Genomic DNA, 25,292 nt, shown 5'->3' with positions numbered 1-25,292 from the left:
TAATGATAAAAGCAATATTATTTGATTTTGATGGAACCTTGGCGAATACATTGCCGATTTGTTTTTATGCTTTTCAAAAGGTTTTTAAAGAGTTTGACGATAGGGACTTGAATCCAGAGGAAATCAAAGCAATGTTCGGTCCATCAGAAACGGGAATCATTAGAGAAAACTTACTTCATAATGACAAAGAGCAGGCAATTGAATTGTATTATGAAGCGTATTCCTCCCATCATCATGAAGTAGTGAAACGAAATCAAGAAATCAGTGTTTTACTAGAGTACCTAAAGAGTAGAGGAATCAAGTTAGGAATTGTCACTGGAAAGGCCAAACGAAGCTTGGATATTTCCTTAAAAGCCTTACAAATGGAGGGTTTATTTGATGTTATGATTACCGGTGACGATGTCATCCATCCTAAGCCCCACCCGGAAGGTATAGTAAAGGCTCTAAAACTACTAGGAATTGAAAAGGGAGAGTCAATGTTTATCGGTGACAGCGATGCTGATATCCAGGCTGGTAAACAAGCCAATATGTACACTGTTGGAGTCCAATGGTTACCAGATTTCCATTCATTGGAATTTATGATTGAACCTGATGTGGTCTAAAAGGATATAAACGAATTTATGGAGTTTTTAAAAGTTAAGGAGATAGAAGTTCAGATAAACTATTAATTTGGAGGGGAACAGTTTGATCAAATACCCTAGCTATACAAAAGGCGCAACGATAGGCGTAACTGCTCCATCCTCTGGGGTCAGAGACGAACTGCAAGGTATGTTCAAACATGCCTGTAAACGAATGGAGGAAAAGGGCTTTAACGTAGTTTGCGGCGATACGGTTTGGAATCAGCATAAAGCAAAATCAGCACCGGCTAAAAAGCGAGGTGATGAATTCAATGAAATGATACAGAATGACCAAATTGATATCATCATTCCACCATGGGGCGGCGAGCTACTAGTCGAAATGCTCGAATTTGTTGATTTTATTAATATGAAGGAAAAGTGGATTCTAGGGTATTCCGATATAAGTGGGTTGCTCCTTGCCACTACCTTAACGACGGGAATAGCTACTGCTCATGGCACTAATTTTGTAGATTTGCGGGGGGATTCTTCGGACGAGACAACTGCTAAGTGGGAATCCGTTTTATCAACCGAAATTGGAGGCTCCACCGTTCAACATTCTTCAGAAAAATATCAAAAACAGTGGAATCATAGCGACCCATCTCCAATTATATTTCATCTTACGGCACAAACCGAATGGAAAACGGTTTCTCATGATAGAGTGAAAGTACAAGGGAGATTACTCGGGGGATGTATCGATATTATTCGACATTTGATAGGCACGCCATTCGGTGATGTAAGAGGTTTTAAGGAAAGATATATCAACGATGAGCCGGTATTATGGTACTTAGAGAATTGTGAATTATCGACAACCGATTTAAAACGAAGCTTAACGCAAATGAAGTTAGCTGGCTGGTTTGAGAATTGTTCCGGCATCATGTTTGGACGTAGCCCCGCAAATCATCCAATCGAAAACTACACCATTGGGGACGTTTATCAGGATCTTGCTGGAGAACTAAAAATCCCCATTATTTACGACATCGATTGCGGTCACATGCCACCGCAAATAACGTTCATTAATGGGGCTTTTGCGGAGGTAGAAGTAGGAGACGGCAAAGGAAAGGTTAAGCAATATTTTATTTAGTATTAGTTCCTAAAAAGTGTGAATAACGGATTCTCTGTACGGAAAATCCAGCGACAAATACAAGCACACAGATTCAAGTACCAAAACCGACATGATCAAGTAAAAATCATGTCGGTTTTTTATTTTAATACAAAACTTGAAATTCCTTCCAAAATATAATATACTACATTACAACAGTAATGCACTAGTTATGAAGGGGGCGCGTATTATTCTTAACACAGATGGAACAAAGCCTATATATGTGCAAATTGCCGAATGGATTGAAACGGAAATAATGAACGGGCATTTGGAAAGTGACCAAAAAGTTTATTCACAATATCAATTAGCTGACATGTACACGATTAATCCGGCGACAGCCGCGAAGGGAATTAATTTGCTGGCGGATGAGGGGATTCTTTATAAAAAGCGGGGGTTGGGAATGTTCGTTTCGACAAATGCAAAAGAGATGATTATTAATAAGCGTAAAAGCCAAACGTTGAAAAATTTGGTACAGGAGCTTGTTTTAGAAGCAAATCGATTGGATATACGGCAAATGGAATTAATCGAGATGATCAATAAACAGTTTGAGGAGGGTGAGAAATGAAGGTAATTGAAAGCAATGAATTAACGAAGACTTATTTTAGAAAAAAGGCCTTAAATAAGCTGACATTTTCGATTGAGGAAAATAAAATTACCGGATTAATCGGTCGAAATGGTGCAGGAAAAACAACCTTACTAAAAATTATTGCCGGGTTTATAAAAGAAACCTCCGGCGAAATAAAGGTTTTCTCTGAACAACCCTTTAATAATTTAAACGCATCGGCCAATTCCATTTTTGTTGATGACCAGATGAGTTTTCCACCTGCGCTCCAGCTTTATGAATTGTTAGAAGTGGCAGGGAGCTTTTACCCGAATTGGAATCAACAACTAGCAAAAGGTCTTTTCGACTACTTTTCGTTTGACCCTAAAGCCTATCATAATCGCCTTTCAAAAGGGAGAACGAGCACATTTAATATGATCGTAGGCTTGGCATCACGTTGTCCGCTGACGATTTTCGATGAGCCGACGACGGGAATGGATGCGGCTGTTCGAAAGGATTTTTACCGTGCTCTTCTAAAGGATTATATCGCCCATCCGCGAACGATTATCTTATCAAGCCATCATTTAGATGAAATCGAGGATGTTCTCGAGGATGTTCTACTTCTTAAGGATGGCAGAAGTTTTCTGCACCTGCCGATGTCGGACTTGAAGGAATGGGCAGTTGGCATCAAAGGGTCTGTTGAAAAAGTAAGGCAATGGACAGATGGTGAAAATGTCCTTTATGAGAGTCAAATGGGTACAGGGGCGAAGTATGTCGTTGTTAAGAATACATTTTCCAACCATGCAATGAATGAAATGAAACAAATGGGCCTAGAAATTACACCGGTACGGGCAAGCGATATCTGTGTCTATCTAACAGGTGATCAGAAGGGGGGAATCGACCATGTCTTTAACGAGGGTTAACTTAGCTGAAGTGATAAAGAAACAATATCTTTTTAAATTGAAAGCAAATATCGATGCATTTAGTTCCCTAATTGGAATTCAGTTGATTGGAATTCTCTTTTCGTTTGCCGGCGTGGGCTCTATGGGAGGAAGTTCGGAGTACTTAAGTATTAACGTTAAATACTATTCATCTGATTTAGTTATTGGTTTTACAATGGTGTGGGCGTTTATGAGCGCTATCACGATCACAACAAAGCCATATCGACATCATGATTTTACCTTTGTCACGAATCGAGTGAGCAGTAATTTATCCAACGCTCTGTTTTTAGCAACGGCTAGTATCATTGGCGGATTGACCGCGATGTTGAGTGGTAAATTGATTACTGTGTTAAGTCATTTGTTCTTTAGTCTGGAGATTATTGGGGGGCGAATCTCTGTTGGGGATTTCCTAATCGGAATAGTAGTGGCGACTTCCTATATATTTTTAGCTGGATCGATTGGCTATTTTATTGGAGCGCTTGTTCAAGTTCATAAGATCTTTATCCTCCTGATTGTATCATTTGTTTTTGGATTGATGTTTCTTGAAACTTTTATACAAAAAGATTCTTTCATTAATGGTGCATTCCAATTTTATTTTGGGGAACCGGTATTAATCGTATTTTTATTGAAGGTTTTGCTGACGTCAGCTTTACTTTTTCTAGCTTCAATCCGAATTTTCAATCGAATGGAGGTTAGACGATGAATATCCTCCTTCCGGTTATTGTGTTGGTTTTGATTATGGCGATGATCTATATATTAAAAGCTTCAAGAAAATATGTTACGGTAAAAATAACCCACTGGTTATTAATGATCTATACAGGGACCTTACTATTAGCGATGGCGATTTCTCCAATGATCTTAGTAGAAAGTCCACCGAAGATGGAAAATAAACAGAATGTTAATTTGTTTGAGTCACTCATGAATGGAGAGACACATAAGGTTCCTATGCTTGCAGAAAATAGTATTCCCTTTGATAAACAACTATTGTCAATCCGAAAGCCTGTAGGTAGTGATGATGGCACGCCTGTCTTTATTGATAGAAAGACAAGCGATGATGGGAAAATTGATGCTTATGTATATGGTAGTGGATTGGAAGTAAATGGATTTGATTTTTCGAAAAGATTGAATCCAATTCAATTTCAACTTAGTGATAATACGTTATTCATCCTTCCACCTGACTATCAAGAAATAAATGTAGCATTGATAAAAACAGAATTCACGATTAATCAATTTAAGGAAAAAACGAAGGATGATAATAGAATGATAGGACATGAAGGGAAGGCAGTATATTTAAGAGTCCCGCAAGGTTTAAAAATAGATGTGAACTCTGTTCCGTTTACAAATGTTAATAAATAAGATTTAACGATTACAGTTAGGCTTGAAGGTAATCCTTCAAGCCATTTTTAGCTATTGTAATTCTTTTAAGCGTTTCAAGGCCGAATGAACGGTTAGTCGATGAAAGGAAATCAGCTGATTTTTATAGATGACGCTATAAATTCCATAAGGAGTGGGTGAGAAGTTCATCCATTCTTCACGGCCTTTCATGTCAATGATTTCTACATTGAGCCCCAATTTGGCTGCAGCCTCCATAACGTTATCAGTTGAAATATTGACGAAAGGACACTGTTGGGTACGTAGGATTGTTACGCCTTTAAAACGTTTAAGCCGCTCATCCCAATCTTTTGGAAAATATGGGTCAGGAGCATCATCAAATTTATAAACGAGTAATTCAAAGCCATAGGGTGCTTGATCTACTTCAATGAAATCGTTCTTAATAAATATATCCTTGCTTGGTGTCCAGGAAGTGTTAGGATTCGTAACGACAATCACTCCAGCCTTTTTTTGTTCCTTGGCATCTTGAATACATTGTTCAATCAATTTAGTGGCATAGCCTTTGCTGGTAATATTCACCCATAGACAATGAATGACAGAATAATTCTCACCATAGACTACTCTAGATGAATATTCAATCGGTGTATATTCAATAAATCCTGCTGGTTTGCCATTCTCCATTAATTTAATATATTGCAATCCTTCAGGAAACCTGCCCATCAGCCAGTTGTTTTTATTTTGGTAACCGTTAGAATTTGGTTGGCTTCGAAGACAAAAACATCCCTCTTTTTGGATGTTATTTTCGTCTATCTTTATCATTTCGATTGTTTCCAATTATCGTTCGCTCCCTGATATAGTCCATTTCAATTGCCATATATGCTTTATTTCAACATCAGATGTTTAATTACCTTTAAGAGTGGCTTATTTTCATGAAACATTATCGATTCAAAATCCGTAATGGTAGTTAAGGGAGTGATGAATGATGAAAAATTGGAAATTAAGAATTGCATGGATGATTCCAAATGTATTTTGTTATGTAATGGTCATTTGCCTTTTAATGTTTATCATTTTCAATGCAGACGGACTTGCGGATATAAATAGACTGTCCCTTTACGTTTTAACAATGCTTGTCCTACTTGCCGTTTCTATATTCGGTAGTTTCCAAATATGGAAGTGGGTTAGGGAAGGGAAGATATAATTGTTACTTAGAAATATTCAAAGTATCGAAGGCTTGTTTAAGGAATTAGCTGGCAGGTATTTAAATTAGAAAAGGAATAGAGTTTAAAAATAAAGCGTAAAAGGGGATAAACATGAAAAGACCTTTAGGCGTATCTTTTATTAGTTATTTTTACATTTTCGGTGTAGTTGTATTGATTATCACAGGCATTTTTTTCAATCCAAATGGGAATAAATTTGGGATAGCAGATAGGTTTGGTTTACCAAACTTTCCAGAACAGCCATTTAGGATCCTATTGGCAGTTGTTTCACTTATTATCGTATATGGTTATATGCGATTAAAAAAATGGGGATTTTGGTTAATGATTTTATACTCAGCTGGATTTGGATTAATAAGCTATATTCTTTTATTCTCAAATAATCAACAACCGTTTATTGGTAATTTTTTTTGGTCAGTATTCGTTTTTATTTATACCATTTATGTTAGAAAATCCTTTTTCTATGTAGTAAAGAGATAGAAGATGAAAAGGTCTGCCTTATGTAAAGCAGACCTTTTGAACGCCTAATTAATGAACATACTCATTACTAACTAATAATGCCTTTATGATATTCTGTAGGAATGACAAACTTTACTATTCCCATATATCCCGGAGCCACCTCGTATTCATTAAATACAATCACAAGCTATTCTTTGTTATTTTTAACATAAAAAACCCCTAACAACTTACAATTGGATAACCTCCCCCAGAATCCACCTCTTTTTAATCTTTCATTTTCAAGGTTATAATGGTAACAACCATATGTACGGAAGGAAACTAGTAATGAAACTGAAAGAAGATTTTTTTACCCGAATGAAAAAGGAAACAGGTGTTTCGCTTAACGAGGTACAGCTACAAGCCGTGCTGCAGACCGAAGGACCATTGCTGTTATTGGCCTCACCTGGTTCCGGTAAGACGACCACGATTATTATGCGAATTGGCTATCTTATCGAAGAAAAGGGCGTTGAACCATCGCGAATGAAAGCGGTGACGTTTAGTCGGGCATCGGCCAATGATATGAAAGAGCGATTTGGTCGTTTCTTTCCTAATCTTCCGCCCATCGACTTTTCGACGATTCATAGCCTTGCCTTCGAAGTGGTTCGGGAATATTTTTGGCGAACAGGGACTCCTTATCAGATTATTGAAGGGGATGAGGAGAAGTCCCAAAATGATAACCCATCTCTTAATAAGAGGCGAATTTTACGAGAACTTTATAAATCAATTGCCGGTGAAAACATGACCGATGATCAAATGGAGGCCTTAACCACTTATATTAGTTTTATTAAGAATAAGATGATTCCTGAGGCGAAATGGTCAACCGTTCAAGTTGACGTGAAGGAAGCAGAGGGAATTCTTAGAGAATATGAACGATATAAACGTGCTGGGACAGATAAGCTACTAATTGATTATGACGATATGTTGACGTTGGCTAATGATATTTTTGAAAAAGAACCCCGACTACTAGAAAAATATCAGAATCGCTATGACTATGTATTAACGGATGAGAGTCAAGATACATCAATGGTGCAGCACGCGATCATCGAAAAGCTTGTTCAAAAGCATCAGAATTTATGTGTAGTCGCGGACGATGATCAATCGATTTATAGCTGGCGAGGTGCCGAACCGTCCTATTTACTGAACTTTAAACAGGTCTATCCACAGGCCGTTACGCTGTTTATGGAGCAGAATTATCGATCTTCGAAGGATATTGTCGACGTGGCCAATCAGTTTATTAAACGAAATAAACATCGATACAACAAAAATATGTTTACCGAAAACCCTACTGAAAAGCCAATCAAAATCAAGAGCTTTGATGACTATTTTCTTCAGATAAAATATTTGGTTAGGGAAATTCGTCAAATCGAAAATCTTTCGGAGGTGGCGATTCTTTACCGTAATAATTCCTCGTCAATCGCGTTGATGAATGAGTTTGATCGGGCAGGAATTCCTTTTTACATGAAGGATGCAGACAATCGCTTTTTCTCCCATTGGGTGGTTGAGGATATCCTCAATTTCATGCGGATGACTTTTACCGATAAAAGACCTGACATTTTGGAAAAAATTCATCTCAAGTTCAATGGCTATATCAGTAAGCAACAGATGGCTGATTTAAAGAAAGTTCACAACAACGAATCTGTATTCGATAATCTATTAAATCATGTCAAACTGAATGAATACCAATTTAAACCGCTTAAGGAGAGCCAAGAAACGTTCCAGCAAATGAAAGGTATGCCACCATTACAGGCGATTCAAGTGATTCGTGAACAATTAGGCTATGAAAAAGCGCTGTCGAAAACGTGTGAACGACTCGGTTTTCGAATGGACTATTTGCTCGGAATACTCAATACCTTGGAGGAAATCGCTGATAACTTAAGAACAATGGAGGAGTTTGCGAGCCGGTTAAAGCATCTTGCTGCTGCGTTGAAAAATTCGAAATCACGTAAAGGTCAGAATGTTATCACGTTTTCTACCCTTCATAGCTCAAAAGGTTTAGAATATGAGAAAGTTTACATGATTGATTTAGTAGATGGAATTATCCCTTCGACGGATGATTCTGGACAAGCGCTAGAAGAGGCGACCAGGCTTTTCTATGTGGGTATGACCCGGGCCAAAAGGGAATTGGAGCTGATCTATTATCGGGATCGGGATGGGAAAGCGACACAGGCCTCAACTTTTGTGAGGGACATCCGTAGTATCATCCAACCTCCGGAGGAGAAGGGAAAAAACCGAAAGCAAGTTATTAAACAGGGTGGGCTTACAGCAGAAATCCCTTATAATCCGAATGCAATTCGAATACGTGAGGAGTTATCTCTGGGAAGAATAGTTAAGCATCGTGTATTTGGCCAAGGTGAAATCCTTCAACTTAAAGACGAACTGGTTGAAATAAGATTCTCAAAAGAAATAAAATTGCTACAGATAAAAACTTGTATAGAACATGGCTTATTAGAACTTGTGTCCTGACCATAGGGGATTCCCTTTGGTCTTTTTTGTGTTAGGTTGTTTGTAGAAGTTGGGCATAAACAGTGAAAGTCGGGCATAAGTTTAATAAGTTGGGCATATCTCTTAAAACTTGGGCATATGCTCCGAAAAGTTGGGCATAAATCTGAAAAGTTGGAAATAAGTGTTGAAAAGTCGGGCATATAATTTCCAAGTTGGGCATATAAGGATAAACTTGGGCATATCACTAAAAAGTTGGGCATATATTTCGTGACCAAGATGGAACTCTTGCAAAAAAACGAGTCATTTTTATAATAATTGCTCAAAAATAGATGAAACTCACTAAGAATAACATCAATTTCATCAAAAACAGCTCCATTTCCCCCAAGTCATGAAGGTATTTTAACCTGAATTGTTGAATTTTCCATAAAAACAACCAATTTGTTATTTGGGGGAATACAGATGCAATTACTTATCATCAGACATGGTCAATCAGAAGCGGATTTATTGGGTGTCCATGAAGGAAGAGCGGACTTTCCTTTAACGGAGCACGGAAAACAACAAGCCGGTCAAATGGCAAAGTATGTAGCGGAGCATTTTCCACCTGAAGTGATCCTGGCAAGTCCATTAATGCGAGCAAATGAAACCGCTGAAATTTTGAGAGATGCAGTTGAATGCCCAAAGGTTACTGAGTCAGACCTTATGGAATACAACAACGGCGTTCTCGCGGGAATGTCGCGCGAGGAGGCAGCGATTAAATACCCAATTCCTAAAAACGGTAGACCAATGCATATTCCAATCGAAGAAGGTGAGTCAGAGTTGGAGTTTCGTTTCCGGTCTGAACATATTCTCCACAAAATCATTCATGATTATCATGAATGTAGGCGGGTGGCAATCGTTTCCCATGGAGGGATGATTTCAAATCTAATAAAATCATTTTTAAATTTGCCAAATGGAAAGGGGTATGTCTTTCCGACAGGGGACACCGGTATTCATCTGCTTGAAATAAGAGATGGATTGCGAATAGTTAGGTTCCTAAATCGACAGGAGCATCTAAATGCACTATAATTAAAAACAATTCAAAAAATTCTTGACATAACGAATTTACTAATGTTAATATTTCCCTCTATGACTCTACAAAGCTAGGAGGGAAAGCCCTTGATCCATTTAGAAGGAATAACTAAATCTTATAAGATTGCCAAAAGGGCTTCCGGATTGCTTCAAGCGACGAAAGCCCTTTTTGTGCGGGAATACACGAACGTTCCGGCTCTCCGAGACATTTCCTTTTCAATCCAGCCCGGAGAAATTGTTGGATACATCGGTCCGAATGGAGCAGGAAAATCGACAACGATCAAGGTCATGAGCGGCATCCTCGTTCCCGATAGTGGAAACTGCTCCATTATGGGCTTTAATCCATGGCAAGACCGCGTTCAATATGTCAAAAACATTGGTGTTGTGTTTGGTCAGCGCTCGCAGCTCTGGTGGGATGTGCCGGTCATTGATTCATTTGAACTGTTAAGAGACATTTACAAGGTGCCGCGCCAAGAATTCCAAGTTAACCTCCATTTGCTCGTCGAATCTCTTGAACTACAAGACATCCTTCAATCACCGGTTCGTCAATTAAGCCTTGGTCAACGAATGCGTTGTGAAATCGCTGCTTCTCTCTTACATAGTCCAAAAATTTTGTTTTTAGATGAACCAACGATTGGATTAGATGCGGTTTCCAAAATCGCCGTCCGTCAGTTTATCAAAAAAATCAACCAAGAAAGAGGAGTTACCGTTATTCTGACCACCCACGATATGAGTGATATTGAGGCATTGGCCGAGCGGGTGATTTTAATCGGAAAAGGGCAATTGCTGTTCGATGGCAGGTTAGCCGAACTACGGAATCGCTTTGGTTCGCAAAAAACGATTATCGTTGATTATCACGAGAAGCATCAGCCATTTGAAATTCCAGGCACTACTCTCGTTTCTTGGTCTCCTGAACGCGCCATCCTAAGTGTGGATACAGAACATATATTAACCTCAGAAGTGATTGCGAAAGTTTCTAGCAAAGTAGAACTCATTGATATCGAAATTGAGGCTCGACCGATTGAAGAAATCATCGTCCAGCTCTATAAGGAGTATCAAATATGAGCGCTTATTATTCAGTTTTAAAATTAAGATTGCTTAATGGCATGCAATATCGGGCAGCTGCCTGGGCCGGAGTGGCTACACAGTTCTTCTGGGGATTTATGTACATCATGATTTCTGAGGCCTTCTACGAATATACTACGATAACCCCGCCTATTTCATTAAAAGAATTAGTGACTTACATTTGGTTGCAACAGTCTTTTCTTGCCTTTATTATGTTATGGTTTCGCGACAACGAACTATTTAGCTTAATCACCACCGGTAATATTGCCTACGAACTTTGTCGCCCTTGTGACATCTATGGATTTTGGTACGCTAAACTGCTCGCCCAAAGACTATCCAGTGCTTTATTACGCAGTTTTCCAATTTTAATCGTTGCCTATTTCTTACCAGAACCATATCGAATGACGTTTCCACCTGACCTATTGACTGGATTGTTATTTATAGTGACCTTGTCTTTAGGATTATTTCTGTTAGTCTCCATTTCCATGTTTATTTATATTTCGGTATTTATAACGATGTCACCAGTCGGATCAACCTTAATGATTGGTGTTCTGGGAGAGTTTTTTGCTGGATTGATCATTCCGATCCCTTTGATGCCTAATTGGCTACAAGATATTGCCTATATGTTACCGTTTCGGCTAACGGCTGATTTCCCGTTCCGTGTCTATTCAGGACATATCCTCAAAGCCGAGGCATTATCAGGGATCCTCGCTCAGCTTATTTGGTTGGCGGTCCTTATTATTCTCGGCAGATGGTCGATGAATCAAGCATTAAAACGTGTCGTTGTTCAGGGAGGATGAGTTCAAAGTGGCACTTTATTTTAAATATCTATTAATCTTATTTAAATCACAAATGCAGTATCGAACATCGTTTTGGCTCTTATCCTTTGGCCAGTTTTTTATACCTTTTTCTGTGTTTGCCGGACTTTATTTTTTGTTTGAACGGTTTGGGCAAATAAAAGGGTGGCAATTTTTTGAGGTTGCCCTGTGCTTTGCGATTATTCATATGGCCTTTGCGATCAGTGAATGCTTTGCACGTGGCTTTGACAATTTTTCCAGTTTAGTAGCGGGTGGGGATTTTGACCGGCTGTTGGTTAGGCCAAGGAGTACAGTTGTGCAGGTGCTCGGTTCAAAATTCGAGTTTACGAGATTCGGGCGACTCCTACAAAGTGCCCTCGTTTTAATTTGGGCATTGACTAATCTATCCATTGATTGGACTGTGGCGAAGGTTTTTACGCTTTGTTTTATGGTTATCAGCGGTGTATTCATCTTCGTCGGGATATATATTTTGGCTGCAACGATGTGTTTTTGGACGATTCAAGGTTTGGAAGTCGTCAATATTTTTACCGATGGCGGCAGGGAGATGGCACAATACCCACTGAATATTTATCAAAAGTGGGTTGGTAAGTTTTTTACCTATGTAATTCCGTTCGGTACGGTTAATTATATGCCGCTTTTGTATCTTTTAGGGAAAAATGATGGTCATGACCTTCTGTATATGCTAGCCCCGGTTTTCGGCAGTCTCTTTGTTATCCCCTGCTTGTATGTTTGGCAGGTGGGTGTGAGGCATTATCGATCAACGGGGTCTTAAAAGTTCTTGCAGGGAGCGCTAATTTAGCCTCCCTGTATTTTGTTGTTTACAAAGTTTTCCTATCGTATTAATATCTATATATGAATATATACTCATATAGTTAAAGTAGGAGTGAAAACGATGATTTATGATGCAATTATTATCGGTGCCGGTCAAGCCGGATTGTCGCTGGGATACTTTTTAAAAAAGAGCTCACTAAATTTCCTTATTCTCGATAACCATACGCGCGTAGGAGACGTTTGGCGAAACCGCTATGATTCCCTTGTATTATTTACCCCAAGATCCTATAGCTCTTTGCCAGGATTGGCAATGGAAGGGGATCAGGAGGTCTTCCCAACAAAGGATGAGGTGGCCGATTATTTAGAGTCTTACGCGAATAAATTTGGGTTGCCGGTTATCGGAAATATGGAAGTTTTAAAAGTGTCCAGGAAAGATCAATTTTTCCAAATCCAAACGAGGGACGCCCTTTTTGTAGCAAAAAAAGTAGTCGTCGCCACAGGGCCTTTCCATACTTCAAGAATTCCGGCATTTTCAAAAAATCTTTCTTCGGACGTAATTCAACTACATTCATCCGAGTATCTTAATCCGGCCCAGTTAAATGATGGTCCCGTCTTAGTAGTTGGCGGTGGCAACTCGGGTACCCAAATTGCTGTTGAATTGTCGGAAACTCATGAAACGTACTTAGCACTTGGCCAGGACATTCGGTTCCTCCCACTTTCAATAGTTGGAAAAAGCATTTTCTGGTGGCTAGACCGTTTAGGAATTTTAAAAGCAAACAGAAATTCCCTAGTTGGAAAAAAATTCATGGCAATGGGCGACCCGATTTTTGGTTATGAATTGAAGGGGAAAATAAAATCAGGGAAGGTGGAACTAAAATCTCGAGCGGTTTCCGGGCTGGGAGAAGAGGTTTCTTTTGACAATCAGAGCTCCCTTACCATTAAAAATGTCATTTGGGCAACCGGATTTCGTTCAGAGTATCCATGGCTTGAACTGGACGGTGTATGGGATATGAATGGTAGAGTGAAACATGAGCGTGGCATAACAGATATTGAAGGCTTGTACTTCCTTGGCCTTCCTTGGCAATACCGAAGAGGTTCCGCGCTGCTGTTGGGAGTAGGAGTTGATGCGGAATACTTATACAAACAGATTATAAAGGGGAGTTAGAAACGTGAATCAGCAGGAACACTCTTATTTATCGGATGAAACAATTGACGAAGCATCAAGAATTTTTAAAGCTCTAGCCGACCCGACCCGGATCAAAATCTTGTACCTCTTGTCGCAGGAAGAGTGCTCAGTGGGCCATATTACTGAAGTGCTAGGAATGACCCAATCAGCCGTATCGCACCAGCTTAGCCTGCTGCGTAACTTGAAATTGGTAAAATTCAGACGAGAGGGGAATACGCTCTACTATACCTATGCAGATGTGCATGTTATTGCGGTGTTGAATCAGGTAATCTCACATATTTCCTGTGAGTGAAATAGGTATGTTGGAGACTAGTTTCTTTATTATCCTAATGTCACCCGCTTTTGGATTCATTCTATCCGGGCAAGTCAGGTCTTTGACAATCTAATATGATATAATAGGAAATGGTACCCAATTTTTGAAGGAGGAGATGCAAATGATTTTTGTGATGAAGTTTTGCGATTTGGTAAATATCTGTAAGGGAGTTAAAACGTACTATGAACCATAATTTACAACAGGTTAACTCCGATTTTGCCCAGGATTACTTTCGCCAGCAGTTTAATTATATTGAAAAAAACATACAAGATCTAAACCTGATTTGGCAGGAAAAGGGGAAATCCCAGCGATTTTTTGATGTTTATTTACTTCATTTGAAGGATTGTATTCTTGGTAATGGCCAACAATTGGAAAATAATAACGTTTTAATTGGCAGTAAAATTACTGTTCAATATTTAGACGATGAGGAACTTGAAAGCTATACGATTTGTTTCCCTGAACAGATTGATCCAGATAACGGGAAAATATCGATTTTCTCGCCAATTGGTAGGCAATTACTACTAAAGGAACTCGGGCAAGAAATTTCATTAGAGATTCCTACCGGAGCACTTGGTATAAAAATTGTTCAAATTGACCATTGTCAAGCATAAAAGCATTACTAAAAGAGCAAATTAGATTGCTCTTTTTTGTTTTGTTTGCAGGGATTTTCTCATTCAGTAGCCAACTTAATGTTATAGAAGGTATTCGTTTTTGGAGGTTTCAAGGTGAGAAAATTATTTATTTTTGAAGGAATTCCTGGTTCAGGGAAAACAACAACGGCTAAATGGCTGGCCCAACTTTTAACAGAAGAAGGGGAAGAAGCTTATCTATTTCTGGAAGGAAATCCGGAGCATCCGGCAGATTATGAATCGGTGGCCTGTGTAACAGAGCAGCAATTAAGTGAATTGGAAATGAATTTTCCAATCGTTCGTACGCTTGCTGAACAAAAAGGGGCTTGGTTTTTCATTCCGTATGCTAGATTAGCAGATAGTCATCCTGACTTATTCAAAGCCCTACAAAAATTTGATGTTTATGAATTATCAGTTGAAGATTTTTGTGAAGTGACCTTAATGAGGTGGCAGGAATTTGTCGAAAAAGCATTGCACAATAACAATGCCTATGTATTGGAATGCTGCTTCCTACAAAATCCGTTTACCTTTTTGTTAGCGAAACATGATCAAGCAAAGGAACTTATTTTTCATCATCTACAAGAGATTTCGAATTTAATTTCCGTTCTAAACCCGGTCATTGTCTATTTTGAGCAAGATGATATAAAGGGGAGTCTAGCACGGGTCAGACAGGAACGTTCAAGCGAATGGTTTGACTTTTTAACCTGGTATTATACCGAACAGGGATATGGACGCGCAAGGGATATCAAGGGAGAAGACGGCGTAATCCATTTTTTGGAGGACCGTAAGAAACTTGAAAAAGAAATCCTTACCCAACTGCCAATAGAAAGCATCGTGCTAAATAACAGTGAGTACAATTGGAATCATTGTAAAGAAGTAATCCTTAAGCAGTTACAAATATCCACTAAATAAGCTAAAAAAGAAGCAAGACAAAAGTCCTGCCTCTTTTTTTCTATAATTTTGCCTTCACACTATCAATAACTGCTCGCCAAATTGCTGTGTCAGTCGTTATTTTTTGCTTGAATTCACGATACATCGCTTGTTGTTTTTCCTGGAAGTCGGGAGCTTCAGGAGCAGGAAGTCCAGCTCTTAAGGAAGTTATGTAATCTTCAACTTGAGAAGCTCTAGGTCCCCAAGCCATTGCTTCTTTCCCTTCCTGATCAATGAAAATAAAAATCGGAATCGCTCTGGACTTGCCATTTGTTAAATATTGGTCCATTAGTTCTAGATTTTCATCACGAATTAAAAAACGTAATTCGATATGGCTTTCTTCAGCCATTCTTTGTAACACTGGCACATTTACCGTAGCATCCCCGCACCAATCAGCGGTTAGAACAATTCCTCGCCAATTCCGTTCTTTCAAATCTTTAAATGTTGCCAGATCATCATCGGAAAAGGTCAACTGTTCGTAGACATGGGTTAGCTCGGCTTGATTCACCTGCATACTGTTACGATATTGATCAAACGTCATTCCTTTATTAAACCAAGTTTCAAGTGTCATAATACAAACCCTCCTTTACTAATGATTATAGTATCTTTCTTTCTCGACATTCGCAATTTTTTCGCCTAAATGAATAAGGGTGCAAAGAGTTTGACTCTTTGCACCCTTATTAGGGTTTTTTATTAGCACCAAGCAGCGCCAACGATGACTAGAAGGATGAATAATACTACGATTAACACGAAAGTACCGCCTACACCGAATCCACCGCCATAGCCGTAGCCTCCGTAGCCGTAGCCGCAGCAACCGCCGAATCCACCATATCCGAACATGCATTTCACCACCTTTGAAACTTATTCCATAAAGCAGATAAAATTAATAAATGAATCATAGATGGACTTTATCTAGGGTTATTAGTAACCCCAGCCACCGCACCAAGAAGCTCCTATGATTACTAAAAGAATAAATAATACGATTAGTAGGGCGAAACCTGCACCGAATCCGCATCCTGCAACAGCGCCTGACATAAACATTCCTCCTTTGTAAGTTTTCCTTATAACATATGGAATTCTTGCTTTATGTGTACCTAGGCAAATATGGATTTTTTAGGTTCATGCCTTAATAGGACAAGTGCCATAATGGGAGGATAAAGGAGAAAGACGGAGATTTACGGTAGTATTTATTGTTTTTTAAACTAAAAAAAGTTGCCTCCACATTGAATAGGCAACTTTTTACACATGGTAATTATGCTCGGTTCGAAACATGTAGTTTTTATGATGATAGCGGATGCTGTAGATGAGTCCCATCGCGAACATATTGCCCATTAATGAACTGCCACCGTAGCTGATGAACGGAAGCGGTATTCCTGTAATGGGTAACACTTGAATGGTCATACCGATATTTTGAAAGACATGGAAGGTGATCATGCTAACAATTCCGGCACAAAGGTAGGAATTGAATGGATCATTGGTTTCTAATGCTGTTTTCACAATGTGATAGATCAGAAGAAAGAATAATCCAATTAGAAAGCTACCACCAAAAAAACCATATTCTTCACCAATCACGCTGAAAATAAAGTCTGTATGGCTTTCGGGGACATAAACCTGTCGTTCGCCAAATCCTTTTCCGGTAAGTAGTCCCGACCCAATTGCGCGCAATGATTTGAGTAAGTGAAATCCATAGAGGCTCTGATGTTCTTCAGGTGCGAGCCAGGCATCGATTCGTCCAAATTGATATTGTTTCACCTTTAAGTATTTTTCAAGAAGCTCGCGTTTCCAAAGTACTAAATAGACAATAAAGGTTGCTGCTGAAGCGCCGAGGCCCATGATGGGAACAATTAGTTTCCATGAAATTCCGGAAACAAGAATCATTCCTATCAAAATGCTAAGAATAACAAGTCCAGTCCCAAGATCTGGCTGGAGCATGATTAAGGTAAGCGGGAATGCCGTCGTTAATCCTATTTTGAATAATAAAAGGACATCAGTCTTCAGGGTTTTTATAATATACTTATTATGATGATCGGCAATAATCTTGCTTAAGACTACAATTAAAAACACTTTAATAAATTCAGATGGCTGTATCGATCCCACTGGGGTGGTAAACCAGCTTTTTGCACCATTTCGCACTTCGGCAATCGACTCTGGTGCAACAATCAATGCGACAAGCAACAAAATCCCAAATCCATACATATACCAAGCCAATCGTCTGTATTGATCTGAATCAAAGTAACAGACCACCAAAATAATGATGGTTCCAACACCATACCAGAAAATCTGCCTATTCAAAAAATTAAAAGCGTACTGCTCTGAAGTCTGTGCACTATAAATTCCTAAACAACTAATCAGGAAAAATAACAACAAAATCAACGTCAGACTCCAATCAAACCGATCCGACCGCTTCATAACCAACCACCACCACCCTCCCCTCCATTTTATGCCAAACCCTCAAAAAATACTAGAAAAACGAAACCACACACTTTAACACTTTAAAGCAGTTGGGGACTGTCCCCACATGCTTTAAAGTGTTAAAGTGAGGGTTTGGTGTTTTGGTTTTTGGATGTTTTTTGTTACAATGGTTGATGTTAATTGTGATGATTTTTTGGGGGTATTGCTGTGCAGTTGAAGAAGCCAGTTCACGAGGTTCGTGATATTATTTATATCCATCACCATAATCTTGATCAATATGTGATTTCTTATGGGATTGAGTTTAAGGAATTTATGGGAGCATTTTCAAATAGGCTGAAAAATCTCCTCTTGTTAAAGCATCGCTTCGATGATGCAGATTTCAATATGCATACCCTGCTTGAATATATTCCATATAATAAAGTTGAAAAGTTGATTCAAGATGGAGTTTATGGATACGGAAACTTCTGTTGGATTGATTTCGCTAAGATTGACGAAGGGCTTAATGATTTAAATGGTCAAGAAATTGCTGAATTGCTTTATTTAGGCCACCTTAAGCAACATTTAAAGCTTCCTTTTTACCAAAAACTAAAAAACCAGTTCGCCTATTTGGCCCATGACGACGGTTGGTTTAACAAAATCTATTATCGCGAATTAGATGATTTTTATACGATGTTAGGGACTGTCATCGGATCAAAAATGAACCAGCTTCATAAAAAAAAGTCGCTCTTTAATATTCGAAAAAACCGAGATTTCTTGCCGATACCAGGTAAGACGTTAACCCAAGTTTCCCACCTCATTAAAGAAGGAATCGTCATTTCTTTGAAAAATCGCGAAGAAATTAAGCAACGTATTGAAATTCCGATTTGGGTAATCGGCGATTACATCAACATGGACGATATGTACGAAGAAGCATTAAAAATAGAAAACAGTGCTTGCCAAGCCAAATTGGTATATGAGAAAAAATCAAATGAGTGGAAATTATTAATGTAAAAAGACAAGTCACCAAATACTTGTCTTTTTTCTTTGCAAACCGAAAAAATAAAATTTCACGCGACAACCAAGCTTAATTTTCATAAGTATAAAATAGTATAGTTATTTGCCTAATTCCACCTGAGTGGTTTTAGACTCTATGCCCTTATTTGTGGTAAAATAGAGTCGCCAAAAAAATGGAGGTTACAACAACATGAAAACGAAAATTGGTTTATTATATGGAGGCAAATCTGCTGAACATAAAGTCTCGATGCAAACAGCAATGGCTGTTATTAAAGCGCTTGACCTTGAAAAATTCGATATACATCCAATCTACATTACAGAAGAAGGACAATGGGTTCGTGGACCGCAATTAATGGAACCTGTTGAGCATATTAAAGCATTAGAATTTAATGCAAGCGAGGCACAATCACCAACCGCACTTGCTCCAAAAGTGTTTAACACGGGCGGTGAATCATCCCAAGCCTTAGACGTCATTTTTCCTTTACTTCATGGCCCGAACGGCGAAGATGGCACCGTACAAGGAATGTTAGAGCTCTTAAACCTTCCTTATGTCGGTAATGGCGTGCTTGCATCTGCGGCGGGAATGGATAAAGTCTTTATGAAAAACATATTCGCTCAGGCTGGCCTGGCTCAAGTGGATTACGTTTCGTTTATCCGCAGCGATTGGGAGAAAAATCGTGACCAAAGCTACGAGAAAGTAGAAACTAAACTTGGCTACCCATGTTTCGTCAAACCGGCAAACCTTGGTTCAAGTGTAGGAATCAGCAAATGTACCACTCGTGAAGAATTAGAAACAGCCTGTATCGACGCGTTCCAATACGACCGGAAAATTATCATTGAACAAGGTGTCACAGCACGAGAGATTGAAGTCGGAATCCTTGGCAATGATGAACCGGAATGTTCAGTTGCCGGCGAAATTATTCCGAAAACGGAATTTTATGACTATAAAGCAAAATATGAAGATGGGGACACTGCTTTAGTGATTCCAGCCGATATTAGCGAAGAGGTCTATAATGAAATGAAGGAAATGGCCATCCATGCTTATAAAGCCTTAGATTGCTCAGGATTAGTTCGCGCTGACTTCTTTTTAACCAAGGACAGTAAACTGTTAATTAACGAGGTTAACACAATGCCAGGATTCACTCCATTTAGCATGTTCCCTCTACTTTGGAAACATACAGGTGTCGAGTATCCGGACCTTATTAAACGATTAGTGGACTTAGCTGTCGAAAGACACCAAGAAAAACAACAAATTAAGCATATTTTGGATTAATAGCAAAAGCGAAAGCGGTTTGGCATAGCGCTAGTAGATAGAAAAAGCTCCATGGGTCTGACCGAAATAACGTTTACTTTTGGTCAGGCCTATTTTCGCGTATGAAAGGAGATATTTCGGATGATTAAAAGAAAGATCAAGCAAGTAGCCGAGGCAATAACCGTCTTAAATGATATTCGACCATTTGAACAAATACTGATTCAAGGGGTCTGTAACGATACCCGGAAACTTCAACCGGGTAATTTATATGTTCCATTTATTGGCCAACAAATTGACGGTCATCAACTTGTCGAAGAGGCAATCAGAAAAGGTGCCGCCGCCTCCCTTTGGCAGAAAAATGTACCCAACCCACCTACGCATCTACCGATCTTAATCGTTGAGGATACCTTAACGGCCCTTCAGGATTTAGCAAAATATTATCGCAAGCAACTAAATCTAACTGTCATCGGCATTACGGGCAGCAATGGTAAAACCTCTACAAAGGATATGGTCACAGGATTATTATCTCTACGGTATAAGGTTCAAAAAACGGAAGGAAACTATAATAATCACATCGGTCTGCCCTTAACGATTTTGCAGTTAGAGGAAGATACCGAAATAGCTGTTTTGGAAATGGGAATGAGCGGTTTCGGCGAAATCGACTTTTTATCAAGATTGGCCAAACCGGATGCAGTTGTCATTACCAACATCGGTGAGTCGCATTTATTAGATTTAGGGTCACGCGAAGGGATTGCCAAAGCTAAGCTTGAAATTATCAATGGACTAAAGGAAAACGGCAAGATCATTTATTTCGGTGACGAGCCACTCTTAAAAGAGAAACTCGACCATTACCAAGGGAATGCTTCTATCTACACATTTGGTAGAAGTGAAAACAATACCTTATATCCAACCGAAATATCTACGAGAGACCAAGGCAGTCATTTTAAAATAAACGGGCATGATGAGGAGTTTTATTTGCCTGTATTAGGAACACACAACATCATGAATGCTCTGGCAGCGATGCTAGTTGCTAATCAACACGAAATTTCTTTTGCCCAATTCAATGACGGCTTTAGTAACCTGAAGCTAACGAATATGCGAATGGAGTTGGTCGAAGGGGCAAACGGAGAAAAGATTATCAATGATGCCTATAATGCCAGCCCAACCTCGATGAAGGCAGCGATAGACTTAGTAACAACTCTTCCTGGATATAAGCAAAAAATCCTTGTACTTGGCGATATGTTGGAACTTGGGCCAAACGAGGGGGAATTTCATTATGAAATTGGCAAAGGCCTCCATCCAGAGAAAATCAATGCTGTCTATACTTATGGAAAGTTAGCCGAAGAAATTGCCAGAGGGGCGAAAGAAGTTTTACCAGAGGGTACGGTGCTCTCATTTAACGACAAAGAATCCTTGATTCATCACTTAAAAACACAAACTAATGAAGGAACACTGGTTTTAGTAAAGGCTTCACGGGGTATAAAGCTAGAAGAAGTCGTCACGGGATTACAGTAAGGTCTGGTGAACAATCATGATTGGCTGTTTACTAATACACGGATTTACCGGTGCACCGTATGAAGTGACCCCCCTTGCTTCATTTTTAGAAAAACGAACAGATTGGCTATTGAGTGTTCCAACCTTGCCTGGTCATGGAGAAACTTTACAATTAAAAGGTGTCTCTTATCAGCAATGGTTAACATATGCTGAAAATGAACTCACTCGGCTATTGGAAAATTGTGATAAAGTGTACGTCATTGGATTTTCGATGGGTGGGCTAATAGCCAGTTATCTAGCCGTAAAATATCCTGTAACAAAATTGGTTTTACTTAGCGCTGCAGCCTACTATATTAACCTAAAACAGCTTACCGAGGATATAAAGCTTATGATCCGTGATGGTTTTAGAGGTAATCTTAATTCCAATGAGTTATATTTACGATATCGGAAAAAGATAACAGACACACCGATTTCAGCGACGATGCAATTTCGAAAGTTAGTTAACGAAGTAAGACCGATGTTAAACGATGTGAAAGTGCCAACCTTCATTGCGCAAGGTGAGGCAGATGGAATTGTTCCAATGAAAAGTGCCCAATTTTTATTTGAAAACATTGGAGCAAGTGTAAAAGAAATACTTTATATACCCGAGTCGAAACATCATATTTGCCATTGCAACCAAAAGGATCTCCTATTTGAGCGGATTTTGGCCTTTTTAGGGGTGCCAGTCGTTCATAAATTGGAATGACACTCCCAATCATTTGCAATTACGCTTATTAGATGTTATTATTGAACTCAAAGTGTCTAGAGGAAGTTTCTTTTAAATTTAGGGCATACTCCATAAGGAGAATGTCTTTTTTTGATGATATAGCGGAGTTTAGAATGATGTTTTTCGATAGACGAATGTAAAGTTAGTATGAAAATATAAAAAGCATGACGAAGGAGAATGAAAATATTGGCAAAATTTGAAGATTTAGGCATTAGCCAGGATACGATGAAATCTTTAAAACGAATGGGATTTGAAGAAGCTACTCCCATTCAATCCGAAACAATTCCCGCTGCATTACAAGGGAAGGACTTGATCGGACAAGCACAAACAGGAACAGGGAAAACGGCGGCATTTGGTATTCCGTTAGTTGATAAAATTGACACAAAAGCTCACGCGATTCAGGGAATCATCATTGCCCCTACTCGTGAATTAGCGATTCAAGTGTCTGAAGAGCTTTATAAAATTGGTTACGGCAAAAAGGCACATGTCCTTCCAATTTACGGTGGTCAGGATATCTCTAGACAAATTCGCTCGTTAAAAAAGAATCCTCACATTATTGTCGGAACACCTGGCCGTGTATTAGACCATATCAACCGTAAAACAATGGATCTTTCAAAGGTTCATACTGTGATTTTGGATGAAGCCGATGAAATGTTAAATATGGGCTTTATCGAGGATATTGAAGCGATCCTTTCTCAGACACCAACGGAGCGCCAGACATTGCTATTCTCAGCAACTATGCCGGCACCGATCCGCAAAATTGCGGAAACATTTATGAAAGAACCTGAAGTTATTCGTGTAAAAACAAAAGAAATGACAGTTCCATTAATTGACCAATATTATTTAGAGGTTCAAGAACGAAATAAATTTGATATTCTAACGAGATTATTGGATATTCAATCACCTGAGCTGGCGATTATTTTCGGTAGAACAAAGCGCCGCGTTGATGAGCTTTCGGATGCATTAAACTTAAGAGGATATACAGCTGAAGGAATTCACGGTGATTTAAGCCAAGCGAAACGTCTTTCTGTGTTAAAGAAGTTTAAAGAAGGTTCTATTGAAATATTAGTGGCAACTGACGTAGCAGCACGTGGATTAGATATTTCCGGTGTTACTCATGTTTATAACTTTGATATCCCACAAGACCCTGAAAGCTATGTACACCGTATTGGTCGTACCGGCCGTGCTGGGAAAGCGGGAATGGCGATGACGTTCATTACCCCGCGCGAGAAGTCGTATCTAGAGGTTGTTGAAAGAACAACAAAACGAAAAATGGAACGCATGAAGCCACCAAGCTTAGATGAAGCTTTAGAAGGTCAGCAAAAAGCGGCTTTGGATAAAATTTTGTCTGCGATTGAAGGAAATAATCTTCAATACTACAAGCGAATGGCCGATCAAATTTTAGAAGAGCATGATGCATCAACAGTCGTATCAGCCGTGTTGAAAATATTGACAAAAGAACCTGATACAACACCTGTTAAATTAACAGAAGAGTCACCATTACCACAACGTCGCGACAAAAAGCCACAAGATCGTCGCAGATCGTATAAGGATTCCAATCCTAGCGGTGGCGCTCGCAAAAAGAATCCAACGCGCCAAGGCCAGGCTAGAAAACCAGGCGGAAATGGCGGAGGAACAGGCGGCAACAAATCGAAACCGAGAAACTACAGCCGCTCACAATAATGAACAGATTAAAAGAACATGATAAGGGTCATGTTCTTTTTTATTGGCTTTGTTGGTGGCTAGGTTCATTTTTAGAGTAAATAACGGATTCTATGTTCAACTTACTTTTTAATAAGGGCGGCCCCAATTAAAAATCCAGAAATTAGCCCAAAAATATGTGCAGTGATATTTATGTTTGGTTGAAGAAAGGTCATAATGACACTAAGGACAGCGATCGTGATTACCAATTGAGAGTTTTCCCGTGAAAGCATGCTTTTGCGAAAGGAAATAATCGCTAAATAAAAGCCGAAAAGCCCAAAAATCGCCCCACTAGATCCTACATGAATATAGGTTAGTGGTTGAATCAAAAAAGTTGCCAGATTTGCTGCGATTCCTGCAAGTAGATAAACGGTCAAAAAGCGGCCTTTCCCAATGATATTTTCAAGTGCTGGACCAAAGATAACGAGGGAAAAACAGTTAAACAGAATATGTGACCAGCCACTATGGAGGAAAATCGGTGTAACCAATCGCCATAATTCTCCATCCGCTACATAGAGATTAACTCCGGAAAAGGTTTCGTATATCCAGTTTCTCGGAAAAAACGGGAAAATTCCAATTGAAAAAATAACAAGATTGACGGCAACAATCCCTGAGACGATTGGGTAATAGCGAAGAAATTCCTTTAAGCTCTCAGTGCGCGTAAACATAAATGTCCTCCTTAATGGATTGTACTATTAATGACATATGCTTTTAATTTAGTTTTAGAAGGTGATGAGGATGATTTTAGGAACCGGCATCGACATCGTTGAATTGGACCGGATTAAAACCATTATAGAAAGACAGCCCAAATTTATCCAACGAATATTAACCGAAGATGAGCAGGTTATCTTTAAAAAATTAACCGGTGCTCGTAAAGTTGAATTTCTTGCCGGACGTTTTGCAGCCAAAGAGGCGTTTTCAAAGGCGAGAGGCACAGGCATTGGATCGGATTTATCTTTTTTAGATATAGAGATTCAAGCGGATGTCAAGGGCAAGCCGCAGATTGTCTCACCCATAAAAGAAGGGGTCCATCTGTCTATCTCACATAGCCGTGACTATGCCATTGCACAAGTGATTATTGAAGGGGAATGATTATTTGGTGACCGATTTTAGAAAGATGCGGCGAAATCGGTCGCCAAGAAGAGTTCTTGACACCCGATTTTAGAAAGATGCGGCGAAATCGGTCGCCAAGAAGAGTTCTTGACACCCG

Annotated in this window: 29 protein-coding genes and 1 pseudogene; 23 read left to right on the top strand and 7 right to left on the bottom strand. The window is 39.2% G+C overall.

Annotated elements, in window-relative coordinates; all coding sequences use genetic code 11:
* The first annotated feature begins 2 nt into the window (after nucleotides 1-2).
* From ACX9YW_RS21435 to ACX9YW_RS21410, 6 genes are all read left to right on the top strand, one after another.
* Nucleotides 3-602: an HAD family hydrolase gene (locus tag ACX9YW_RS21435; protein ID WP_460350410.1), complete on the top strand. Its 600-nt coding sequence runs from the start codon at nucleotides 3-5 to the stop codon at nucleotides 600-602.
* 82 nt (nucleotides 603-684) lie between these two features.
* Nucleotides 685-1,698: a S66 family peptidase gene (locus tag ACX9YW_RS21430; RefSeq protein ID WP_460350407.1), complete on the top strand. Its 1,014-nt coding sequence runs from the start codon at nucleotides 685-687 to the stop codon at nucleotides 1,696-1,698.
* Between the two features lie 205 nt (nucleotides 1,699-1,903).
* A complete protein-coding gene (locus ACX9YW_RS21425; RefSeq protein ID WP_460350432.1) occupies nucleotides 1,904-2,281 on the top strand; it encodes a GntR family transcriptional regulator in 378 nt (125 codons plus the stop codon).
* Nucleotides 2,278-3,180: an ATP-binding cassette domain-containing protein gene (locus ACX9YW_RS21420; RefSeq protein ID WP_460350404.1), complete on the top strand. Its 903-nt coding sequence runs from the start codon at nucleotides 2,278-2,280 to the stop codon at nucleotides 3,178-3,180. The genes ACX9YW_RS21425 and ACX9YW_RS21420 overlap by 4 nt, the downstream gene beginning before the upstream one ends.
* Entirely contained in the window at nucleotides 3,161-3,901 is a 741-nt protein-coding gene (locus ACX9YW_RS21415) for a hypothetical protein (protein ID WP_460350401.1), read from the top strand. The genes ACX9YW_RS21420 and ACX9YW_RS21415 overlap by 20 nt, the downstream gene beginning before the upstream one ends.
* Entirely contained in the window at nucleotides 3,898-4,554 is a 657-nt protein-coding gene (locus ACX9YW_RS21410) for a hypothetical protein (RefSeq protein ID WP_460350398.1), read from the top strand. Before ACX9YW_RS21415 ends, ACX9YW_RS21410 begins: the two co-directional genes overlap by 4 nt.
* A gap of 51 nt (nucleotides 4,555-4,605) precedes the next feature.
* On the opposite strand, the gene ACX9YW_RS21405 is transcribed toward ACX9YW_RS21410, so the two are convergent.
* Nucleotides 4,606-5,364, bottom strand: coding sequence for a GNAT family N-acetyltransferase (locus ACX9YW_RS21405; protein ID WP_460350396.1), 759 nt, complete (start codon nucleotides 5,362-5,364; stop codon nucleotides 4,606-4,608).
* 145 nt (nucleotides 5,365-5,509) lie between these two features.
* On the opposite strand from ACX9YW_RS21405, the gene ACX9YW_RS21400 reads away from it, so the two are divergent.
* Nucleotides 5,510-5,728, top strand: coding sequence for a hypothetical protein (locus ACX9YW_RS21400; protein WP_460350394.1), 219 nt, complete (start codon nucleotides 5,510-5,512; stop codon nucleotides 5,726-5,728).
* A gap of 112 nt (nucleotides 5,729-5,840) precedes the next feature.
* The gene (locus ACX9YW_RS21395; RefSeq protein ID WP_460350392.1) at nucleotides 5,841-6,224 is read left to right on the top strand and encodes a hypothetical protein; all 384 of its coding nucleotides are present in this window, start codon (nucleotides 5,841-5,843) and stop codon (nucleotides 6,222-6,224) included.
* 48 nt (nucleotides 6,225-6,272) lie between these two features.
* Here the strand turns inward: ACX9YW_RS21395 and ACX9YW_RS21390 are convergent.
* Nucleotides 6,273-6,390 (bottom strand): annotated as a pseudogene (locus tag ACX9YW_RS21390) (RsiV family protein); the annotation flags it as partial.
* A gap of 137 nt (nucleotides 6,391-6,527) precedes the next feature.
* Here ACX9YW_RS21390 and ACX9YW_RS21385 point away from each other — a divergent pair.
* The 9 genes from ACX9YW_RS21385 to ACX9YW_RS21345 all read left to right on the top strand — a co-directional run bounded on the left by ACX9YW_RS21385 (nucleotide 6,528) and on the right by ACX9YW_RS21345 (nucleotide 15,446).
* Nucleotides 6,528-8,705 (top strand): ATP-dependent helicase, encoded by a 2,178-nt coding sequence (locus tag ACX9YW_RS21385; protein ID WP_460350390.1) that lies wholly within the window; start codon nucleotides 6,528-6,530, stop codon nucleotides 8,703-8,705.
* A 438-nt stretch (nucleotides 8,706-9,143) separates the two neighbouring features.
* Nucleotides 9,144-9,749 (top strand): histidine phosphatase family protein, encoded by a 606-nt coding sequence (locus ACX9YW_RS21380; RefSeq protein ID WP_460350388.1) that lies wholly within the window; start codon nucleotides 9,144-9,146, stop codon nucleotides 9,747-9,749.
* 90 nt (nucleotides 9,750-9,839) lie between these two features.
* Complete coding sequence (locus ACX9YW_RS21375) at nucleotides 9,840-10,817, top strand: ABC transporter ATP-binding protein (RefSeq protein ID WP_460350386.1); 978 nt, start codon at nucleotides 9,840-9,842, stop codon at nucleotides 10,815-10,817.
* On the top strand, nucleotides 10,814-11,617 hold the full coding sequence (locus tag ACX9YW_RS21370; protein WP_460350384.1) for an ABC transporter permease: 804 nt from the start codon (nucleotides 10,814-10,816) through the stop codon (nucleotides 11,615-11,617). The genes ACX9YW_RS21375 and ACX9YW_RS21370 overlap by 4 nt, the downstream gene beginning before the upstream one ends.
* A 7-nt stretch (nucleotides 11,618-11,624) precedes the next feature.
* Nucleotides 11,625-12,407 (top strand): ABC transporter permease, encoded by a 783-nt coding sequence (locus ACX9YW_RS21365; RefSeq protein WP_460350382.1) that lies wholly within the window; start codon nucleotides 11,625-11,627, stop codon nucleotides 12,405-12,407.
* A gap of 120 nt (nucleotides 12,408-12,527) precedes the next feature.
* Nucleotides 12,528-13,571 (top strand): flavin-containing monooxygenase, encoded by a 1,044-nt coding sequence (locus ACX9YW_RS21360; RefSeq protein WP_460350380.1) that lies wholly within the window; start codon nucleotides 12,528-12,530, stop codon nucleotides 13,569-13,571.
* 4 nt (nucleotides 13,572-13,575) lie between these two features.
* Nucleotides 13,576-13,884, top strand: a complete 309-nt coding sequence (locus ACX9YW_RS21355) for an ArsR/SmtB family transcription factor (protein WP_460350378.1) — start codon at nucleotides 13,576-13,578, stop codon at nucleotides 13,882-13,884.
* A 203-nt stretch (nucleotides 13,885-14,087) separates the two neighbouring features.
* Nucleotides 14,088-14,516: a GreA/GreB family elongation factor gene (locus ACX9YW_RS21350; protein ID WP_460350376.1), complete on the top strand. Its 429-nt coding sequence runs from the start codon at nucleotides 14,088-14,090 to the stop codon at nucleotides 14,514-14,516.
* Nucleotides 14,517-14,630: 114 nt separating this feature from the next.
* Nucleotides 14,631-15,446 carry a P-loop NTPase family protein gene (locus ACX9YW_RS21345; protein WP_460350373.1) on the top strand — a complete coding sequence of 272 codons (816 nt, stop codon included), beginning with the start codon at nucleotides 14,631-14,633 and terminating at the stop codon, nucleotides 15,444-15,446.
* A gap of 40 nt (nucleotides 15,447-15,486) precedes the next feature.
* Here ACX9YW_RS21345 and ACX9YW_RS21340 read toward each other — a convergent pair whose 3' ends face one another.
* The 4 genes from ACX9YW_RS21340 to ACX9YW_RS21325 form a co-directional block, all read right to left on the bottom strand.
* A complete protein-coding gene (locus ACX9YW_RS21340; RefSeq protein ID WP_460350371.1) occupies nucleotides 15,487-16,035 on the bottom strand; it encodes a thioredoxin family protein in 549 nt (182 codons plus the stop codon).
* 122 nt (nucleotides 16,036-16,157) lie between these two features.
* On the bottom strand, nucleotides 16,158-16,304 hold the full coding sequence (locus tag ACX9YW_RS21335; protein WP_460350369.1) for a YjcZ family sporulation protein: 147 nt from the start codon (nucleotides 16,302-16,304) through the stop codon (nucleotides 16,158-16,160).
* Nucleotides 16,305-16,385: 81 nt separating this feature from the next.
* Nucleotides 16,386-16,499: a YjcZ family sporulation protein gene (locus ACX9YW_RS21330; RefSeq protein ID WP_460350367.1), complete on the bottom strand. Its 114-nt coding sequence runs from the start codon at nucleotides 16,497-16,499 to the stop codon at nucleotides 16,386-16,388.
* 204 nt (nucleotides 16,500-16,703) lie between these two features.
* On the bottom strand, nucleotides 16,704-17,873 hold the full coding sequence (locus ACX9YW_RS21325; protein ID WP_460350365.1) for an FtsW/RodA/SpoVE family cell cycle protein: 1,170 nt from the start codon (nucleotides 17,871-17,873) through the stop codon (nucleotides 16,704-16,706).
* 210 nt (nucleotides 17,874-18,083) lie between these two features.
* On the opposite strand from ACX9YW_RS21325, the gene ACX9YW_RS21320 reads away from it, so the two are divergent.
* From ACX9YW_RS21320 to cshA, 5 genes are all read left to right on the top strand, one after another.
* Entirely contained in the window at nucleotides 18,084-18,866 is a 783-nt protein-coding gene (locus ACX9YW_RS21320; RefSeq protein ID WP_460350363.1) for a hypothetical protein, read from the top strand.
* Between the two features lie 193 nt (nucleotides 18,867-19,059).
* A complete protein-coding gene (locus ACX9YW_RS21315; RefSeq protein ID WP_460350361.1) occupies nucleotides 19,060-20,142 on the top strand; it encodes a D-alanine--D-alanine ligase in 1,083 nt (360 codons plus the stop codon).
* A gap of 120 nt (nucleotides 20,143-20,262) precedes the next feature.
* A complete protein-coding gene (locus tag ACX9YW_RS21310) occupies nucleotides 20,263-21,636 on the top strand; it encodes a UDP-N-acetylmuramoyl-tripeptide--D-alanyl-D-alanine ligase (RefSeq protein ID WP_460350359.1) in 1,374 nt (457 codons plus the stop codon).
* Nucleotides 21,637-21,652: 16 nt separating this feature from the next.
* Nucleotides 21,653-22,360: an alpha/beta hydrolase gene (locus tag ACX9YW_RS21305; RefSeq protein ID WP_460350357.1), complete on the top strand. Its 708-nt coding sequence runs from the start codon at nucleotides 21,653-21,655 to the stop codon at nucleotides 22,358-22,360.
* Nucleotides 22,361-22,567: 207 nt separating this feature from the next.
* Entirely contained in the window at nucleotides 22,568-24,064 is a 1,497-nt protein-coding gene (gene cshA / locus ACX9YW_RS21300) for a degradosome RNA helicase CshA (RefSeq protein ID WP_495995462.1), read from the top strand.
* A gap of 101 nt (nucleotides 24,065-24,165) precedes the next feature.
* Here the strand turns inward: cshA and ACX9YW_RS21295 are convergent, their stop codons facing one another.
* The gene (locus ACX9YW_RS21295; RefSeq protein WP_460350353.1) at nucleotides 24,166-24,750 is read right to left on the bottom strand and encodes a rhomboid family intramembrane serine protease; all 585 of its coding nucleotides are present in this window, start codon (nucleotides 24,748-24,750) and stop codon (nucleotides 24,166-24,168) included.
* A 70-nt stretch (nucleotides 24,751-24,820) separates the two neighbouring features.
* Here ACX9YW_RS21295 and acpS point away from each other — a divergent pair, with 70 nt between their 5' ends.
* Entirely contained in the window at nucleotides 24,821-25,174 is a 354-nt protein-coding gene (acpS, locus tag ACX9YW_RS21290; protein ID WP_460350351.1) for a holo-ACP synthase, read from the top strand.
* Nucleotides 25,175-25,292 lie beyond the last annotated feature (118 nt).

The sequence above is a fragment of the Pseudoneobacillus rhizolycopersici genome, assembly GCF_054786815.1.
This window is presented reverse-complemented; position numbering and strand designations above follow the sequence as displayed.

What these genes read in the sequence shown, in the direction of transcription:
- ACX9YW_RS21360 (WP_460350380.1), top strand. Translation starts at nt 12,528, where the DNA reads ATGATTTATGATGCAATTATTATCGGTGCCGGTCAAGCCGGATTGTCG.
- ACX9YW_RS21400 (WP_460350394.1), top strand. Translation starts at nt 5,510, where the DNA reads ATGATGAAAAATTGGAAATTAAGAATTGCATGGATGATTCCAAATGTA.
- ACX9YW_RS21385 (WP_460350390.1), top strand. Translation starts at nt 6,528, where the DNA reads ATGAAACTGAAAGAAGATTTTTTTACCCGAATGAAAAAGGAAACAGGT.
- ACX9YW_RS21415 (WP_460350401.1), top strand. Translation starts at nt 3,161, where the DNA reads ATGTCTTTAACGAGGGTTAACTTAGCTGAAGTGATAAAGAAACAATAT.
- ACX9YW_RS21340 (WP_460350371.1), bottom strand. Translation starts at nt 16,035, where the DNA reads ATGACACTTGAAACTTGGTTTAATAAAGGAATGACGTTTGATCAATAT.
- ACX9YW_RS21435 (WP_460350410.1), top strand. Translation starts at nt 3, where the DNA reads ATGATAAAAGCAATATTATTTGATTTTGATGGAACCTTGGCGAATACA.
- ACX9YW_RS21295 (WP_460350353.1), bottom strand. Translation starts at nt 24,750, where the DNA reads ATGTTTACGCGCACTGAGAGCTTAAAGGAATTTCTTCGCTATTACCCA.
- ACX9YW_RS21350 (WP_460350376.1), top strand. Translation starts at nt 14,088, where the DNA reads ATGAACCATAATTTACAACAGGTTAACTCCGATTTTGCCCAGGATTAC.
- ACX9YW_RS21335 (WP_460350369.1), bottom strand. Translation starts at nt 16,304, where the DNA reads ATGTTCGGATATGGTGGATTCGGCGGTTGCTGCGGCTACGGCTACGGA.
- ACX9YW_RS21380 (WP_460350388.1), top strand. Translation starts at nt 9,144, where the DNA reads ATGCAATTACTTATCATCAGACATGGTCAATCAGAAGCGGATTTATTG.
- ACX9YW_RS21410 (WP_460350398.1), top strand. Translation starts at nt 3,898, where the DNA reads ATGAATATCCTCCTTCCGGTTATTGTGTTGGTTTTGATTATGGCGATG.
- ACX9YW_RS21325 (WP_460350365.1), bottom strand. Translation starts at nt 17,873, where the DNA reads ATGAAGCGGTCGGATCGGTTTGATTGGAGTCTGACGTTGATTTTGTTG.
- ACX9YW_RS21305 (WP_460350357.1), top strand. Translation starts at nt 21,653, where the DNA reads ATGATTGGCTGTTTACTAATACACGGATTTACCGGTGCACCGTATGAA.
- ACX9YW_RS21370 (WP_460350384.1), top strand. Translation starts at nt 10,814, where the DNA reads ATGAGCGCTTATTATTCAGTTTTAAAATTAAGATTGCTTAATGGCATG.
- acpS (WP_460350351.1), top strand. Translation starts at nt 24,821, where the DNA reads ATGATTTTAGGAACCGGCATCGACATCGTTGAATTGGACCGGATTAAA.
- ACX9YW_RS21330 (WP_460350367.1), bottom strand. Translation starts at nt 16,499, where the DNA reads ATGTCAGGCGCTGTTGCAGGATGCGGATTCGGTGCAGGTTTCGCCCTA.
- ACX9YW_RS21315 (WP_460350361.1), top strand. Translation starts at nt 19,060, where the DNA reads ATGAAAACGAAAATTGGTTTATTATATGGAGGCAAATCTGCTGAACAT.
- ACX9YW_RS21395 (WP_460350392.1), top strand. Translation starts at nt 5,841, where the DNA reads ATGAAAAGACCTTTAGGCGTATCTTTTATTAGTTATTTTTACATTTTC.
- ACX9YW_RS21420 (WP_460350404.1), top strand. Translation starts at nt 2,278, where the DNA reads ATGAAGGTAATTGAAAGCAATGAATTAACGAAGACTTATTTTAGAAAA.
- ACX9YW_RS21310 (WP_460350359.1), top strand. Translation starts at nt 20,263, where the DNA reads ATGATTAAAAGAAAGATCAAGCAAGTAGCCGAGGCAATAACCGTCTTA.